This is a genomic window from Cloacibacillus sp., from assembly GCA_036655895.1.
Classification (GTDB): Bacteria; Synergistota; Synergistia; order Synergistales; family Synergistaceae; genus JAVVPF01.
This window is the reverse complement of record JAVVPF010000004.1, coordinates 26,727-42,534: the sequence shown is the minus strand read 5'-3', so window position 1 is coordinate 42,534 and position 15,808 is coordinate 26,727. Positions and strand designations below refer to the sequence as shown.

15 protein-coding genes are annotated in these 15,808 nt (G+C 50.7%); 6 read left to right on the top strand and 9 right to left on the bottom strand.

The window, feature by feature from the left end; translation table 11 throughout:
- Positions 1 to 21: 21 nt before the first annotated feature.
- The 9 genes from RRY12_02455 to RRY12_02415 form a co-directional block, all read right to left on the bottom strand.
- Positions 22 to 1,401 carry a V-type ATP synthase subunit B gene (locus RRY12_02455; protein MEG2183514.1) on the bottom strand — a complete coding sequence of 460 codons (1,380 nt, stop codon included), beginning with the start codon at positions 1,399 to 1,401 and terminating at the stop codon, positions 22 to 24.
- A gap of 2 nt (positions 1,402 to 1,403) precedes the next feature.
- Positions 1,404 to 3,206: a V-type ATP synthase subunit A gene (locus tag RRY12_02450; protein MEG2183513.1), complete on the bottom strand. Its 1,803-nt coding sequence runs from the start codon at positions 3,204 to 3,206 to the stop codon at positions 1,404 to 1,406.
- 12 nt (positions 3,207 to 3,218) lie between these two features.
- A complete protein-coding gene (locus RRY12_02445; GenBank protein MEG2183512.1) occupies positions 3,219 to 3,833 on the bottom strand; it encodes a V-type ATP synthase subunit E family protein in 615 nt (204 codons plus the stop codon).
- On the bottom strand, positions 3,833 to 4,141 hold the full coding sequence (locus RRY12_02440; protein ID MEG2183511.1) for a V-type ATP synthase subunit F: 309 nt from the start codon (positions 4,139 to 4,141) through the stop codon (positions 3,833 to 3,835). The genes RRY12_02445 and RRY12_02440 overlap by 1 nt, the downstream gene beginning before the upstream one ends.
- Positions 4,142 to 4,156: 15 nt before the next feature.
- Positions 4,157 to 4,585, bottom strand: coding sequence for an ATP synthase subunit C (locus tag RRY12_02435; protein MEG2183510.1), 429 nt, complete (start codon positions 4,583 to 4,585; stop codon positions 4,157 to 4,159).
- A 68-nt stretch (positions 4,586 to 4,653) separates the two neighbouring features.
- Positions 4,654 to 6,624: a V-type ATPase 116kDa subunit family protein gene (locus tag RRY12_02430; protein MEG2183509.1), complete on the bottom strand. Its 1,971-nt coding sequence runs from the start codon at positions 6,622 to 6,624 to the stop codon at positions 4,654 to 4,656.
- Positions 6,615 to 7,712, bottom strand: coding sequence for a V-type ATPase subunit (locus RRY12_02425; protein MEG2183508.1), 1,098 nt, complete (start codon positions 7,710 to 7,712; stop codon positions 6,615 to 6,617). The genes RRY12_02430 and RRY12_02425 overlap by 10 nt, the downstream gene beginning before the upstream one ends.
- 5 nt (positions 7,713 to 7,717) lie before the next feature.
- On the bottom strand, positions 7,718 to 8,059 hold the full coding sequence (locus RRY12_02420; GenBank protein ID MEG2183507.1) for a hypothetical protein: 342 nt from the start codon (positions 8,057 to 8,059) through the stop codon (positions 7,718 to 7,720).
- 32 nt (positions 8,060 to 8,091) lie between these two features.
- A complete protein-coding gene (locus RRY12_02415) occupies positions 8,092 to 8,709 on the bottom strand; it encodes a V-type ATP synthase subunit D (protein ID MEG2183506.1) in 618 nt (205 codons plus the stop codon).
- A 185-nt stretch (positions 8,710 to 8,894) separates the two neighbouring features.
- Here RRY12_02415 and RRY12_02410 point away from each other — a divergent pair, with 185 nt between their 5' ends.
- From RRY12_02410 to dctP, 6 genes are all read left to right on the top strand, one after another.
- Positions 8,895 to 9,890, top strand: coding sequence for a TIGR00303 family protein (locus tag RRY12_02410; GenBank protein ID MEG2183505.1), 996 nt, complete (start codon positions 8,895 to 8,897; stop codon positions 9,888 to 9,890).
- Between the two features lie 315 nt (positions 9,891 to 10,205).
- Positions 10,206 to 11,102 carry a MurR/RpiR family transcriptional regulator gene (locus tag RRY12_02405; GenBank protein ID MEG2183504.1) on the top strand — a complete coding sequence of 299 codons (897 nt, stop codon included), beginning with the start codon at positions 10,206 to 10,208 and terminating at the stop codon, positions 11,100 to 11,102.
- Positions 11,103 to 11,214: 112 nt separating this feature from the next.
- Positions 11,215 to 12,654 (top strand): uroporphyrinogen decarboxylase family protein, encoded by a 1,440-nt coding sequence (locus RRY12_02400; GenBank protein ID MEG2183503.1) that lies wholly within the window; start codon positions 11,215 to 11,217, stop codon positions 12,652 to 12,654.
- Positions 12,655 to 12,859: 205 nt separating this feature from the next.
- On the top strand, positions 12,860 to 13,375 hold the full coding sequence (locus RRY12_02395) for a TRAP transporter small permease subunit (GenBank protein ID MEG2183502.1): 516 nt from the start codon (positions 12,860 to 12,862) through the stop codon (positions 13,373 to 13,375).
- Positions 13,376 to 13,377: 2 nt separating this feature from the next.
- Positions 13,378 to 14,685 (top strand): TRAP transporter large permease, encoded by a 1,308-nt coding sequence (locus tag RRY12_02390; GenBank protein ID MEG2183501.1) that lies wholly within the window; start codon positions 13,378 to 13,380, stop codon positions 14,683 to 14,685.
- Between the two features lie 43 nt (positions 14,686 to 14,728).
- Complete coding sequence (dctP, locus tag RRY12_02385) at positions 14,729 to 15,739, top strand: TRAP transporter substrate-binding protein DctP (protein MEG2183500.1); 1,011 nt, start codon at positions 14,729 to 14,731, stop codon at positions 15,737 to 15,739.
- Positions 15,740 to 15,808 lie beyond the last annotated feature (69 nt).

Below are 15,808 nucleotides of genomic sequence, written 5' to 3'. Positions count from 1 at the left end.
TTGTTGTTGGCGAAAATTGAATTACTGTTCCTTTTTCTTTATGTGCTCCTTGATGTCGGTGAGGCTGACGCGCGTCAGCTCGGAGTTAGGCAGCGTGCCCAATATCTCCCATGCCATGTCGAGCGAGTAGCCGATCTCGCGGTCATCCTCTTTGCCCTGGCGCAGGAAGCGCTCTTCAAAGAGGCGGCCGAAGGATAGGAAGGCCTTGTCCGTCTTTGAGAGTTCGTCTTCTCCGACGACGCCTGCAAGCGAACGGACTTCCTGAACGCGGCTGTAGGAGGCGAAGAGCTGGCTTGCGACGCTCGGGTGGTCTTCGCGCGTGAAGCCTTTGCCTATGCCGTCCTTCATAAGCCTTGAGAGGCTTGTGAGGACGTCTATCGGCGGGTAGATGTTCTTTGCGTCGAGCTCGCGCGACAGCACTATCTGACCCTCGGTGATGAAGCCGGTGAGGTCGGGGATGGGGTGCGTGATGTCGTCGTTTGGCATCGTAAGTATCGGTATCTGCGTGACGCTTCCTTCGCGTCCGCGCACGACTCCGGCGCGCTCGTAGAGGGCGGCGAGGTCGCTGTAGAGGTAGGCGGGGTAGCCTTTGCGGCTGGGTACTTCGCCCGCCGCGACGCCAAGTTCGCGCAGCGCTTCGCAGTAGCTGGTCATGTCGGTCATTATGACGAGGACGTGCATTCCAAGCTCGTAGGCTAAATATTCGGCTGTGGAGAGCGCCATTCGCGGCGTCGCTATGCGTTCGATTACCGGGTCGTCCGCAAGGTTCAGGAAGGTGACGATGTTGTTTGAATGTCCGCGCGACGAAAGCTCCTGCGTGAAGTAGGCGGCGTCGTCATGTTTTACGCCGATGCCTGCGAAGACGACGGCGAAATCTTCCGATCCCATTACCTTCGACTGAGTGGCTATCTGCACGGCGAGCTGGTTGTGAGGCAGGCCGTTGCCGGAGAAGATGGGGAGCTTCTGCCCGCGTATGAGCGTCATCAGCGTGTCTATCGCGGATATCCCGGTGTGAATGAAGTCGCGCGGGTACTGGCGCGCCATCGGGTTCAGCGGCAGGCCGTTGATGTTGACGCGGCGTCCGCCGTATATTTCGCCGCAGCCGTCGCGCGGCTCGCCCAGGCCGTTGAAGGTGCGTCCGAGCATGTATTTTGAAAGGTGGACTTCAAGAGGCTTGCCCAGGAAGCGAACTTTCGTCGTGTTGGGGACAAGCTCTTCTGTGCCGGTGAAGACCTGCACGAGAGTCGCCTTTTCGCTGAGCGATTTGACCTGTCCGTGACGGCGGTTGCCTTTGCTGTCGCGTATGTCGACAAGTTCGCCGTAGCCCACGCCCTTTACGTTTTCAACGAGGATGAACGGCCCCTCAATATCTCTTACGCCAATATATTCAGGCTGTGCCATTCTTACTCACCTCTCAGCTTTCTTGTGCGCTCCGCGGCGACGCGGTCGAGGTGTTCGTCGATGCGTTTGCGCACGCCGTCGAAGCCCTCTTTGTCGTCAGGGGCCAGCTCGCGAAGGTGCGTGATGGCGTCCACGGATTCGTCCTCTTTTATGAGCGAGATCGGGATGTCCTTGCGGACCAACTCGATCGCCTTGTGGTAGAACTCAAGGATTATCTCAAGGATGTTGAAGCCCTTAAGCGGCGGCGAGTATGAGTCGGAGCCGAATGAGTTCTGCTGCAGGTAGCCGTTTTTGATGAGGAAGGCTGTGAAGGCGATGAGCCGCTGGTCGTCGGGGAGGACGTCCTCGCCGACTAGCTTTATGACCTGCTGTATTTTATTGTCTTCCGCGAGTATGTTGCGCACTTCGTCGCGAAGCTCGCCCCAGCGCGGGTCTACGTTGGTGCAGAACCAGCCGTCTACTTCCGCCGCGTACTCGCTGTAGGAGTCTGTCCACGAGATGGCGGGGTAGTGGCGCGCGTTTGCCAGGTTTTTGTCAAGCCCCCAGAAGCAGCGGATGAAGCGCTTCGTATGGCGCGTGACAGGCTCCGTAAAGTCGCCGCCCGGAGGTGAGACGGCTCCTATGACGCTTACGCTTCCGTTTTCTCCGCCGATGGTGACGACGCGGCCGGCGCGCTCGTAGAACTCAGCGAGGCGGCTTGGCAGGTAGGCGGGGAAGCCCTCTTCGGCCGGTATTTCTTCAAGGCGTCCTGAAAGCTCGCGCAGCGCCTCGGCCCAGCGTGAGGTGGAGTCGGCCATGATGGCGACGTCGTAGCCCATGTCGCGGAAGTATTCCGCTATTGTGATGCCTGTGTAGATGGAGGCTTCACGTGCGGCGACCGGCATGTTCGAGGTGTTTGCGATGAGTATGGTGCGCTCCATCAGCGGACGGCCAGAACGCGGGTCTTCCAGTACGGGGAACTGTTCAAGGACGTCCGTCATCTCGTTGCCGCGTTCGCCGCAGCCGATGTAGATGACGACCTGAGCGTCGCCCCATTTTGCCAGCTGATGCTGCGTCACCGTCTTGCCTGTGCCGAAACCGCCGGGGATGCAGGCGGTGCCGCCCTTAGCAAGCGGGAAGAGGCCGTCTATGACGCGCTGCCCCGTGACGAACGGCTCGTTGGGCAGCAGCCTTTCGCGGTAGGGGCGCGGCGTGCGCACCGGCCATTTCTGTATCATCGGGATGGCCACTTCGCGGCCGAAGGCGTCTTTGACCTTCGCTACGTCGCTTCCGGCTTCGTGTTTTCCAGCGGGCGTTATCCATGTTATCTCGCCTTCGAAGTCAGGAGGGCACATCACCTTATGCACAAGAAGCGGCGTCTCCTGTATCGTGGCAAGCACCATGCCGCCGGAGACGAGCTCGCCGACTTTCGCTACGGGAGTTACCTCCCAGATGCGGTTTTTGTCTATCATGTTGACCGAGGTGCCGGGCGTGATGTACATGCCCTCTTTTTCAAGCAGCGAGTCCAGGGGGCGCCCGATGCCGTCGAAGAAGCTGCCTATGATGCCAGGGCCGAGTTCTATTGAAAGAGGCTCGCCTGTGCCTTCGACAGCTTCGTATATCTGAAGGCCGTCCGTGTCTTCGTAGACCTGGATGGTGGCGTTTTCAGAATCCATTTTGATTATTTCACCCATAAGGCGCTTCGGGCCGACTTTGACGACCTCACGCATACCAAAGTCGCGCATCCCGCTTGCCTTTATGACCGGTCCGTTTACGGACTCTACCAGACCCTTATGGGGAGCTTGGCTGTTGTTTTTGCGTTCCAAATGTAGTTCCTCCTAAAGCAGCGGCAGGAGGCGTTCGGCAAGAGAGTCCGCCATTTCCTGGGTTATGTTCTGCCAGTCCATATTGACCTGCCTGTGTCCGTCCGCCGTGGCCACCCAGCAGCCGCCCAATATCGGGGCGGGGTCCGGGGCAAAGTTTATTTTGACATTGGGCATCAGTGCGCAGACTTTGTCCACCACGGAGACCGCAAGGCCCATGTCCACGGCCGAAAGGCGCACCTTTACCGGCACCGTGACGCCCAGCGAATGTATCGCGTCGATGCACATCCCCGCCAATATGTCGGGGTAGTCCGCCCTCTCGCGCAGCTGGACGAGCTTGTCCTGAAGGCGTCCCATCGCGTCGGAGAGAATGCGGTTCTGAAGGCGCAGCGTCTCCGTCGATTTTTCGCGCTCCGCGGCCAGTATCTGTCTGCGGCGGATGTCCTCCGCGCGCTTTCTGGCGTCCTGGAGGATGAGGTTTGTTTCGCGCTGCAGCTTTTCAGTCTCGCGCACCATCCAGTCGTCCGCCTCGCGGCGGCCCTGCGCCATCTGAACTTTTTTCTCGCTGTCGGCGCGGTCCAGGATTATATCTCTAAGGCTGCCTATTTTTTCGTTTGATACTTCTTTCATCACATTTTCACCCCAATGGCTTCCTGTACATATCTGGTAAGAAAATCCGGGCCCCTCTTTGTGCCGAATCTGTCGGGTATCTCCACGACGAGCGGCAGGTCGCCGCGTTCGCGAAGCTGCTGGATTATCTCCTGAGCCATCTCCGCCGCCTTCTCCGTTACTGCGAGTATGGCGACGTCGCGCATTCCGAGCGCCTTGTTGATTGCGTCGTAGGTCTCGTCCGGCGTGTGAACGAGCGTCCCCTCAATGCCGGCAAGGCGCATCCCTACCAGAGAGTCATGGTTGTCGCTCACAAGATAGGCTTTCATTTATCTTAAGATCGCCTACAGTTTCTGAATTACGAGCAGTGAAATGATGACGCCGTAAATCGCGATGCCTTCGGCAAGTCCGAGGTAGATGAGCGTCGTTCCGAGCATTTCGGGCTTTTCACCGACGAGGCCGAGAGCCGCGGCTCCGACGTTCGCAACGGCAAGTCCGGCGCCGAGGCAGGCGATGCCGGTGGCGCAGGCGGCGGCGATGAAGCCAAGGCCCGCTCCTACGGAAACTTCCTTAGCGACGACAGCCGCGCCTTCAGCGGCGAATGACGCGCCCGAGAAGAGGGCAAGGATGGCTCCCGTCAGCACGAGGAGCGTGGAGCCTCCAAGTATTACGCCGTAAAGTTTCTTTCCTCCGGAAAAACCTCTGCGCTGGAGCAGGTATCCAGCGATCATCAAAGTTACTACAGTGCCGCAGCTTAACATTAAACCGAACATAAGTATCTCTTCCTTTCTGATTCTCTAATATTCTATTATTATCTTTAATTTACTGACAGATGCCGTTGCTACAGATCGTTTGCGCCTGGCTGTGAGAATTTGCCGCCCTCTTTTTTCCAGCCGACAGGCTTGAAGGCGCTTCCCCCTCCCTTGTAGAACTTTCCGAAGAACTCGTAGTATTCAAGACGGAGCGTCTGTATGAAGACTATCAGCCCTTCAAGGCAGACGATCACCATGTTGCCGATTATCAGTATTATGCCCTTCATCACTATGCCGCCCGGAAGCGTATGCACCATGTCCGAGAGCATTATTACCGCAAGCGAGAGCCCCACGTGGTTCAAAGCGAAGGCCGCGAGCCTTACGAATGAGGCGGTGTTCGAGACGAACGACATGAGGTTGTGCATTATTTCAAACATGTTGAGCACCGGCGATTCTCCGTCGCCCTTCTGGTGCAGCAGGTAACGCGCAAGCACGTCGCGCAGTATCATAACCACTATGAGAGTGCCGATGCCGCCCCACATCAGGTCGGCCGTCAATTCGGAGATGGGCGAGCCTGTGATGTATATCATGCCGAGCGCGCAGAGCGTCCAGTAGAGGAAGAGCCCAGCCATGCCCTGCCCGTCAAAGAGCAGCCGTCCGAAGTCCTTCGCACGGTACTGTTTTATCATGTTCAGCACCAGCCCGAGGCTTATCATAAAGACGCCGAGGCCTATGGAGACTCCCAGCAGTTTGTTGACGTCGTACATCGGGTTGAGCCACACGGCGGGTATTATGCCCTCCATGCCGAAGATGCTGCCGTACATTACGCCGAAGAACATCGACGAAAGCGACGCCATCTTCATGACCTGGCCGAGCGAGCGCTTCATGATGCCGCGCTTTACGAGCATTATCGCGCCAAGGAAGATGAGCAGTCCGTGGCCAACGTCGCCGAACATAAATCCGAAGAAGAGTATGAACGAAATGGCGACTATCGGCGACGGGTCTATCTCTCCGTACGAGGGCAGGCTGTACATCGCTACGATGTCCTGGAAAGAGCGGAAGAACGGGTTGTTCTGCAGCTTTGTCGGGATGCGTATGCCGGAGTAGGTGATGTTCTGCGTGTCCTCCACCATCAGAGTGGTGAGGGGCGCCTCTTCGGCAATAGTTCTGCTTATCTGCTCGTAGGTGTCGGCCGGTATCCAGCCGGAGAGCACGAACATGCCGCTCACCTCGCCGCGGCCCTTGCAGACGTCGTAGACGCGCTGCATGGTGTATAACTGCGAGAAGAGCAGTTCATAGTCGCTTCTGTGCTCGCGCAGCATGTCCTTCGCCGCCTTTGAGAGTCCGCGTATCGCCTTTTCATGGTTTGCGATGCGTCTGTCGACAAGCGCCAGTGGGTCGTCGCCGTCAAGCTGCGCGGCCACGTCCTTCAGCGAGAAGTCTTTGAAATAGACCGCCTCAAGCAGCTTTTTCGTCGAATCCTCGTAGCCGGGCACAGTCATTATCAGCACCCAGGTGTTGCCGCCGTTCGTCGTCAGCTCGTTGATGGCGATGGGCGATTCCTCGCCGCTTTCCGTGAGCCTTGTGTAGTTTTCGTTTGAGAGGTAGCCGAAAAAGGTCTTTGCGAACCTTCCTTCTGCAAGCTCCTTAGGCCCGAACTCCGTGCCGGAGAGCGCCTGCACGAAAAGCTTCGTGGCCGAGAGCAGCTCCTGCTCCTCAACGAGGACGTGCCTGCGCTGTTCCCAGACGCGCAGACGCTTTGAGAGCTGGTCCACCTTCATGCGCGCGTTGGAGAGAGTAAAGTCGCGCGTGATGGTGACGGGCTGCGGGTCGGGAATGACCTCGCCCGCCACCTTCCATATCGACGAGATCTTGATGAGCAGCTCGTCGTAAGGATTTTCCGTCTCTGTGGTCAATTTGGAGCGCAGAGACCTGTCGTTGACCAGAATGTCAAGCGGCAGCGGCTGGAAGCCGCCCGTCAGCACCATCCGGCGCGCGACGGGTTCCATTTCGGACTGCGGTCCAATCATGGTCAAAGCGACCATTTTCATTACTGCCATGCGGGTTCACCCCCATTGATTATCGGCCTTATCAGGTACTGGGCCGCGGAACGACGGTCATAGTCATAACGCACATCTTCTATCATCCTGATGATGTCCGTCACTTCGTGGTCTTTAAGAATGAAGTAGGCGATGGCGGTATGGAAGCCCGGCACTCCGTTGCGCAGGATTGAAAGCGCCTTAAGGTAATTGTAGCGCTTTATCGACATCTCAAGAGCCAACTCTTTGTCCTCCTGAGCCAACGCTTCGCGGAATATCCTGCCGTAGGCGGGGAAGGCCTCTTCCATTATCTCGATGCGCTCCTCCCAGTTTGTGCCTCTGGAAATGGCGCGCAGATGATGCGTCTTGACCTTGTGCTTTACTGGCAGCATCCGGCTTATCGTCTCTTCAATAGTCATATTGTAATACCACGCGCACCTGTGGAAATTGTAGAGGTTCAGCAGGTCTACCCTGGAACCGAAAAGCGGCTCCAGCACCGCGCGTTCGTCCGCCGGGAGCTTTTTGATGTCGGCGTAAAGATCGGTCTCCACCAGATGGTCTATCGCAAGCTCAAGCGAGAAAAGGGAATTTTCCCCGTTCAGCAGCCTGCGCACCGGCTCCCTCAGCACTTTATAGTACTTTGAGTCATGCAGCGCGTCCAGCACCTCTTTATAATCGCGGCAGTTCAGCATAGCCTCGTAAGGCAGAGTGGAGCCGGGCACGCGAAAAAGCCTCTGGCGCATGATGTCGCGGTCGAGGCGCTTGGAATGCGTCCATCTGAAGATGCTCTTTAACTGCTCCGCCTCATACCAGGAGAGCCAGTCGATAAAGAGAGTGCGCCATGGCCCCTGAAGGTAATAGAGGAACGAGTCCGCCTCAGACAAAATCGAAGAGCGCACCGAATTTTCAAGGTCTATGCGGTGCACCTTAGTCGGAAGCAGCAGCTCCAGCTGGTCTTTATACCCCGCCGTCTGTTTTAGGAAGGCGGCTATCTCCGAGGTGGAGTTGAGGTTCAGCAGCGCCCAGTATTCGTCAGCCCTCAACAGCTGGCTGTAGAGCACGTGAGCCTTTACCCCTAGGGCGGTTGCGGAACCGTGTGAAGATGACACTAACTTCAGCCTCTCTTCTTAGAAATAAAATTCTCGGCGGTCTCTGACACCATCGAACTGATGACAGGATTTACGTTTTCTTCAAAACGCTTCTGCATACGGGCCCTCTCCTCTTTGCCAAGGCTCGCTATCTGCGACGCCTCGGTCTTTGCGGAATTGAGAGCCGTCTCCATGACGCCTTTGGCCTGCTCGCGCGCGGAGGCCATTTGATTGGTGCGTTCAGCCGCGAATTTTTCCTGCGCGTTGCGAAGCAGCGATTCGGCCTCGCTCTTTGAATCATCGACTATTCTTTTGGCCTCAGATTCCGCGCCCAAAAGAACTGCCAGAACCTCGTGCAGAGTACTCATTTATAATCCCCTCCCCCTGAAATTGTGAGAAATTATTCTTTTATCTTTTTCTGAGCCAGTTTCATGCGTGTGAAGTCCTCTCGGTCGCTCTCCTCCAGAACGTCGCTTATAAAACGTATCTCATGCAGGTCCTGCGGGATCACGACCTTTTCAAGCGCGTTGACCCTGCGGTGCGTCTTGCGTATCTGTACGGCAAGACGGTAGACGCTAGTTTCTATCTCTGCAAGCTGCGTCAGAAGCACCATAACTTTGCGAAACTTCTCGTACGCCGCGTCCATCGCCCCCGAAGAGCCGTGGAAAGAGTAGCTTGGCGTCGCCTCCGAAGAGACAGGGTCGACGTCCGGGATCTCCACGCCCATTACGGAGCGCAGACGTACCGTGATGGCCGACGTGATGGGCACCGACTCTGAAATATCTTCCACAGTGTCTATGCCTAATGAGATATTCGCCTTCTGCAAAGCGTCGTAAGCCTGCTTGAAAACCTTAGCTACGTCCTCCTGCAGTTTTTTTGCCGCGTCGATATAGCGCACAAGCTCCATCATAAGCACCTGACGCTTTTGATCCAGCAGGTCATGGCCGGACTGCGCCATCACCATGTCCCTGGTCAGCTTTACAAGATTACCCCTAGTGGGCGCCAGCTTTGTTGCCACAAAATTTCCCCCTAATCAAAACTGCGCAGGATTAAAATCCAAAACTATACTATAATCTATCAAAGATCAGGACAAAAGCCTGACGCTTATTTACACATTACTTAGACAGTCCCCCCACATAAGTGAGGGAGCTATTTGAGGTGCATTTTAACGCTTAATCGATGCTTCGTATAGGGGGAAAATTAGTGATGTTTTTGTTATTTATCGCAGAGACGGCGCTGGCCCGCATTCCTGGGCTATCTGCGGCAGGCGCCAACCTTGAGGCGCTCGCCTACACGGCGCCCGCAGACGCGGACATGCTCTACTACGACCGCCCGAAAGCCTCGGACTCTCTTCCGTTCGACCCGTTCGGACACCCGTCGCCCGCGCTCATAACGCGCGCGTGCCTGCTTGAAGCGGGCTTTGACAAAATGGCCTTTCGCGTAGGTTCGTCCATAGCTCCCGCCGCGCCTCACGTGACGCTGAGCGAAAGGCCCGGAAGCGACCCGCGCAAAGAAAAAGCTCTGCCCGACTGGGACAAGATAGCGGCGGCAGCCGAAGCCGCGGCGCGCGGGCTGGATAAAAATATCAAAGAGGCGGTCATAGCAGAATCCGTTCCCGGCGGCACCACCACCGCGCTGCTAGTCATGCGCGCGCTAGGCCACACCGGGACCGTCTCCTCCGCCGGCCCATACAACCCCCTTTCGCTAAAAGAGCAGATATGGCGCGACAGCGCCGCGCGCCTTGGAATAACCGAAGGCGGCCTGAAAGGACGCGGCATAGAGGCCGCCGCCGAAACGGGAGACCCAATGCAGGCCGCCGCCGCCGCCTTTGCCGCAGCGCTCCCCGACAGCGTCAATATAACGCTCGCCGGAGGCACCCAGATGATGTCCGTCGCCGCCATCCTGCGCGACATGGGCGTAAAACGCGACCTGCTCGTCGCCACCACGAAATACGTGCACCAGGACAAAACAAGCTGCCTTGAGGAATACGCCGAAAAAATCGGAGTCCGCTGGTACGCCGCCCCCCTTGACTTCACCCATTCCCGCTACCCCGGCCTTGCCGACTACGAAAAAGGCTTCATAAAAGAGGGCGTAGGAGCCGGAGGCGCCGTCTGGTACGCGCAACAACACGGCGTCTCAATGGAAAGGATACAAGCAAAGACCGAAGCGCTGTATGGGAAGCTGATGGGGGAGAAATAGGGACTTGAGTCTATTTTTGCCCTATAGCTGGTATGAAATTGCAGGATAATTTTATTCTGCCACCTGAGTAAAGGACCTAACAATAACTCAGAGTATTAATGTTGCAGACACAAACTAAATCAGCCGTTGTACGAGAGAATCAAAAATTAACTAAGAGGGGTTTGTAACATCGGTATATATGATAAATCTCTTTCGGCATGAAAAAAGAGATCAATAGTAAACGTGAGAATTATCTGTTAAAATTCTACATTAGAATAGTAATAGAGGTTTCAGCTTGGCAGAATTGCTCAATTGTAATAATAAGGAGAATACTTTATGGTTCTAAATTCAGCACTTTGTGATAACCAACAGGATGATGTTTTTGCGCGCCTTAGGTCCGGGATCCAAAATCTTCCGACACAGCAAAAACTTATCTGCTCATATATATTGGACCATCACCAGCAAGTGGCATTTTATACCGTTGAAGAATTGGCGCAGGCCTCTAAGACTAGCCCCGCTACGGTGGTCAGGGTAGTCAAACGGTTGGGATATGACAGCTATAAAGAACTCCTGGAGCAATTACAGAAAGTAATGATGACCACTAATAACTCTGTCTGGTGGGAGTTGGAACAGGTATTAAACGAAAGTACGGACTCCGAACAAGAACCTGTGCTCTCATGGGTGTCACGAGATTCAATAGAAGGAATCAAAAACTCGCTCTCTCGTCAACTTATGGATTCTTTTGACAATGCGATAGAACTGATGTTGAATGCCAGGAAAATTGGGATTGTAGGGATGCGCTCCAGCAAATATGTGGCTGGATTCCTCCATTTTATGATGAACCAGCTCTTTTCTAATACTCAAATGCTGGCCTATGCTGGAACTGATGTCATATATGACGAGGTGCTGAACCTTGGCAAAGAAGACCTTATAATAGCGGTCTCTTTGGGAGGACCTCATTTTGTAATACTTACACAGGAGATCCTTGCTTTTGCTAAGGGTAAAGGTATTCCTTCAATACTAATAACAAACGACATGGGCAATCCTGCCATTGACTCCGCCACGGTCACTCTATGCGTTGGGCGCGCGAAGTATCACTACTCAATAGTTCAGGCGATGGTGCTTGCAGAAGCTATGATCACAGAGCTTGCTCAGAGGAAGAAAAATTCTGTCAGGAAGAAACTTAAAAATCTTGAAGAGGTGCTGGAAGACAAAGGAGTAACAATGCCGTAAGTCCCGCTGCAAAAGTATTTATATTATGTCGGCATGCTAAAAAGAGCTGCGTCAACGCAGCTCCTTTTTTATTCCCATCTATTGAAATATTTATTTCAATAGTATATAATACATGAAAAATTACAGCTCATCAAAAGAAGGAAATAAAATAACGAAGGGGAGTGGCATTAATATCATGCCAATGCGTAAAGAACTGGTTATCAAAGCGCTTAAGTGTGAAGAGGTAGGTAGGATACCGTGGGTTCCATTCACGGGCGTCCATTGTGCGAAGTTATTAGGAATAGATGCGGAAAGTTATTTGAAATCCCCGCGAAATATTGTAGATGGAGTAAAACTTGCTGCCGAAAAATATTTTGCAGACGGCGTTTGTTCTGTTTTTGATCTCCAGATAGAGGCTGAGGCCCTTGGTTGTTCTTTAAAATGGTCCAAAAACAACCCTCCCGCGGTTGCTACCCATATTTTAGAAACAAAGAAATTGGAAGAACTGCCTGAACTGACTAAGGAAATGGGGCGCATAGAGGAAGCTCTTCGAGCTACCTCTATGTTGAAGAAAGAAATTGGTGAGAATGTGGCCATCTTTGGTCTGATCTGCGGACCGTTCACTCTTGCGCTTCATTTGGCCGGGGCTAAATTTTTGACTGATATGATAGAAGATCCGGACCATGCTAATAGAATTCTTACTTTCTGTGCAGAGGCGGCTAGAAAAATGTCTGCATGGTATGTTGAGGCTGGGGCTGACGTTGTAGCGCTTGTAGATCCTATGACAAGCCAAATTTCCCCAAGACACTTTAAGAAATATGTAATGTCAACGGTTGCGCCGTCAATCAAGGAAGTTAAATCCCGCGGAGGGCTCGTGACCCTTTTCTGCTGCGGAGATGCCACAAAAAATATTGAACTGATGATGCAGTGCGAGCCTAACGGTATAGCCTTTGACGAACAGGTGAGCGTTGCTAACTCTAGATTGCTTTCCGAAAAATACAATGTCGCCATAGAGGGAAATATGCACCTCACCACGACGCTCCTTTTTGGAAGTCCTGTCGAATGCGTTGACGACGCGAAAAAATGTCTGGAAGAAGGCGGAAAAAAAGGTTTTATTCTTTCTCCTGGATGCGATCTGCCGTTTGATACCCCTGAATATAACCTTGAGGCAGTTGGTAAATATGCCGTGCTTGGAGAAGAGCCGTCCAAAATCAGCGGTTTTCTTTCTCTTGATGAAGCTCTTGCTGGATGCGACGCAGCCGCGGAAGGTTTTGAAGATGTCATCATAGAACCGGGTAAATTATTCGTGGAGGTTGTAACGCTGGATTCCGAGGGGTGCGCGCCATGTCAGTATATGATGGAGTCACTGTTCAGAGTAAAGGATAGGTATGGAGATAAGCTAAGCTATCGAGAAACTCTGATAAAGAGTCTTGGCGGGATCAAAAGGGTAGGGGCAATAGGCGTGAAAAATTTACCGTCGATGTTGATCAACAACGAACTCGTATTTGATAATATCGTACCGACAGAGGAAGAATTGATAAAAGAATTGGACAAGAAACTCTCAAATATATAACTTCAGTGCCAAAACTTCGTATACCACAGAAGGTAGCGTTCGCCATATAGAAATAAAAAAATTAAAACATAACAATAAAGACTTGAAATATTTCATATCATATTGTATAGTATAAAAAATAAATAAACCAAAAATAAGAAGGGATATGGGTGTGTTTTTGTGTATGTAGTACCTTAGCCAAAAGATATATTAGGAGGGAATTGTAATGTGTGCTTTTTTGCAAAAGGTAGATAATGTAATAGAAAACATAATGAAGATTATATTACCAACCCTAATAACATTGATTGCTATTTTAATGACACTACAGGTAATATTGCGCTATTGTTTACACATGCCAATGCAAAGCGTGGAAGAACTTATTCTAGTTCCTAGCTTGTGGCTCTACTTCTTAGGGTCGATTCAGGCAACCAGGAAAGAATCTCATATGAATGCCCGTTTACTGGAAATATATACAAACAAACTCTCCCACATTGCAATTATTAGATCTCTGAGTGCTCTAGGAGGAGTGATAATTTCTTCGTGGTTAACATATTGGGCATATGACCTTTTAAAATACTCTCTTAGAATGAAAAAAACAAGTATGGTTCTGGGGTTTCGACTAACAATTGTTGAATGTATGCCTTTTATATGCTTTGCACTAATGACGGTCTATATGTTTTTTGAGTTGATACGTTACTATAAAATGGCCAGGCAAACACCCGAATTAAAAGGAGAAATTTAGTTATGGACGTTATGACCGTTGTCTACATAGCATTTTTGGTTTTAGTTCTGTATCTATCTTTAGGGGGTCCATTGCCTCTGTGTTTTGGTGCGGCATTAATGGTCATGCAATATGTTGGTGGTATAAATATGAAAGGGCTGATTATGCAGGGATTGTACGAAATTACCAATCCCGTGATGTTATCAATCCCCCTGTTTATCTTTGCCGGAAAAATAATGGGTGAGAGTGGAATAGCAAAAAGTTTGCTGGATTTTGTAAACCTTGGGGTTGGGCGTATTAGAGGTGGTTTGGGAGTTGTTTCTATTGTAACATGCGCGGTATTAGGAGCTATATCCGGTAGTGCTCTTACTGGAATTGCTGCAGTTGGTCCTATTATGATCCCACGAATGGAAGAAGAAGGTTATCCGCGAGGATATGCAACAGGATTGGTCACGATAAGCTCTATTTTAGGTCTTCTGATTCCGCCTAGTATAACGATGATTTTATATGGCTGGATTTCTGAAACCTCAATTTTGGCGTGTTTTGTTGCTACGTTTATACCGGGCGTAGTAGTGGCTATCAATTTTTCTATAATGAATATCATTATGGTAAAGAAATTCGACCTGACATTAGAGGCAAAATTGAGCGGCGAAGCGCGAAGGAGTGAAGTAAAGAAAAGAACAGTTAAAGCAATCCCTGCCTTGATGTTTCCAGTGATAATCCTTGGTGGAATCTATGGTGGCGTCATGACTACAACGGAGGCTGCCGCTGTCTCGGTTATATATGCGCTTATTGTTGGATTTTTCGTCTATAAAGGGCTCAAAAAATCGAACTTTATTGAATCCGCTATGGATTCTGGAATGGCAGTGGCATCAATAATGTTGATGATAATGGTGTGCTTAATTTTAGGGCAAACCCTCACATTGCTAGGAGTTCCACAAGCAGTATCAGCAGCGATACTTAACTTTTCGAGTAACGTATACGTCATTCTATTCTTAATCAATATCCTCTTTCTTGTCTTGGGTATGCTTGTTACTGATGCAGTCAGTGTGCTCTTAGCAGTCCCGCTCTTATTGCCAGCCATTATGAATCTAGGGATTTCGCCGGTTCATTTTGGAGCTATTGTTGGAGTTAATCTGGCAATGGGAGTTGTTACCCCACCGTATGCCAGTGCGTTATTCTTGGGTATTCGGGTGGGAAAAGCTCAATTCACGGAAGTGTTAAAGCCAGTGATGATTTTTCTTGTCATAGGCTACGTGCCGGTCCTTATTTTGACTACTTATATCCCGGAAGTATCTCTCTTTTTGCCTAAACTTCTTGGTCTGATGTAAGTATTTAATATAAGAAAATAAATTATACTCAGGAGGAATAACAATGTTGAAGAAATTAGCTATGTTGATAACCGTGTTTATGTTTATGATGGTCGTTGTTTCGCCAAGCAATGCCGCTAGTGTGAAGTGGAAACTTGCTCACAATCGTCCCGTTACAGATGATATACATGCTAATATGCTTGAATTTGCAAAAAATGTTAAAGAAAAAACACAGGGAGAAGTTATTGTCGAAATATATCCTGCGGGGCAACTGGGGTCAGCAGAGGCGGTCTTTGAGCGGATGGGGCTCGGCACAGTGGATATGCAGTGCGCCTGGATGAATACCACCCTAGATAAAAGATTGGAGATTTATAATTTCCCAGGATATACAGGTAGCTATAAAGAAGTTGAAAAAGTTTATCATGTAGGTTCTCCTTTTATGAATCTTTTACAAGAATTATGTGACCCGTTGGGTGTTAAGCTTCTAGGATCCTATGCCCAATATTTGGCTGGGGCTGCTTTTGTCCAATTACCCAAAGATGTAAAGAATCCTAATGCAAAACATAAACAGAAACTTCGGGTACCGTCGCAGAAGATGTTTTCGTGGATGTGGGAAGGTTTTGGATATATGACAACGCCCTTGCCATCAAGTGAAGTTTTTACTGCTTTACAGACGAAAGTTATAGACGGTATTGCAACACAGGGCGCTCAAACAATCTATATGAATAGTAGAGATATAGTTAAATATTGGGTTGCTGCTGATACGAATTACGAGCCATGGTTTATTTGCGTGAGTCAGGAATCTTATGATAAATTATCGAAGAAAAATCAGAAGGTAATCTCAGAGGAAGCTAGAAAGATAGAAGCTAAGAAATTTTTAGATGCAGAACCGATAATGAGAAGTTATGAAAAGAAATTACAAAAACATGGCGTTAAAGTTATTGAACTTACATCTGTAGAAAAAAAAGCTTTCCAAGAAAAAATAAAGAAATATGTTCTACCTAAAATGGAAAAAGAACTTGGTAAAGATTTTTATCAGAGGACAATCAAGGCGTTGGAAGATTCATTGAAATAATATTTTCTATACGGCGGTAGTGCATAAAATATTTATTGACAAATTGTCAATCCAAATGCAACTACCGCC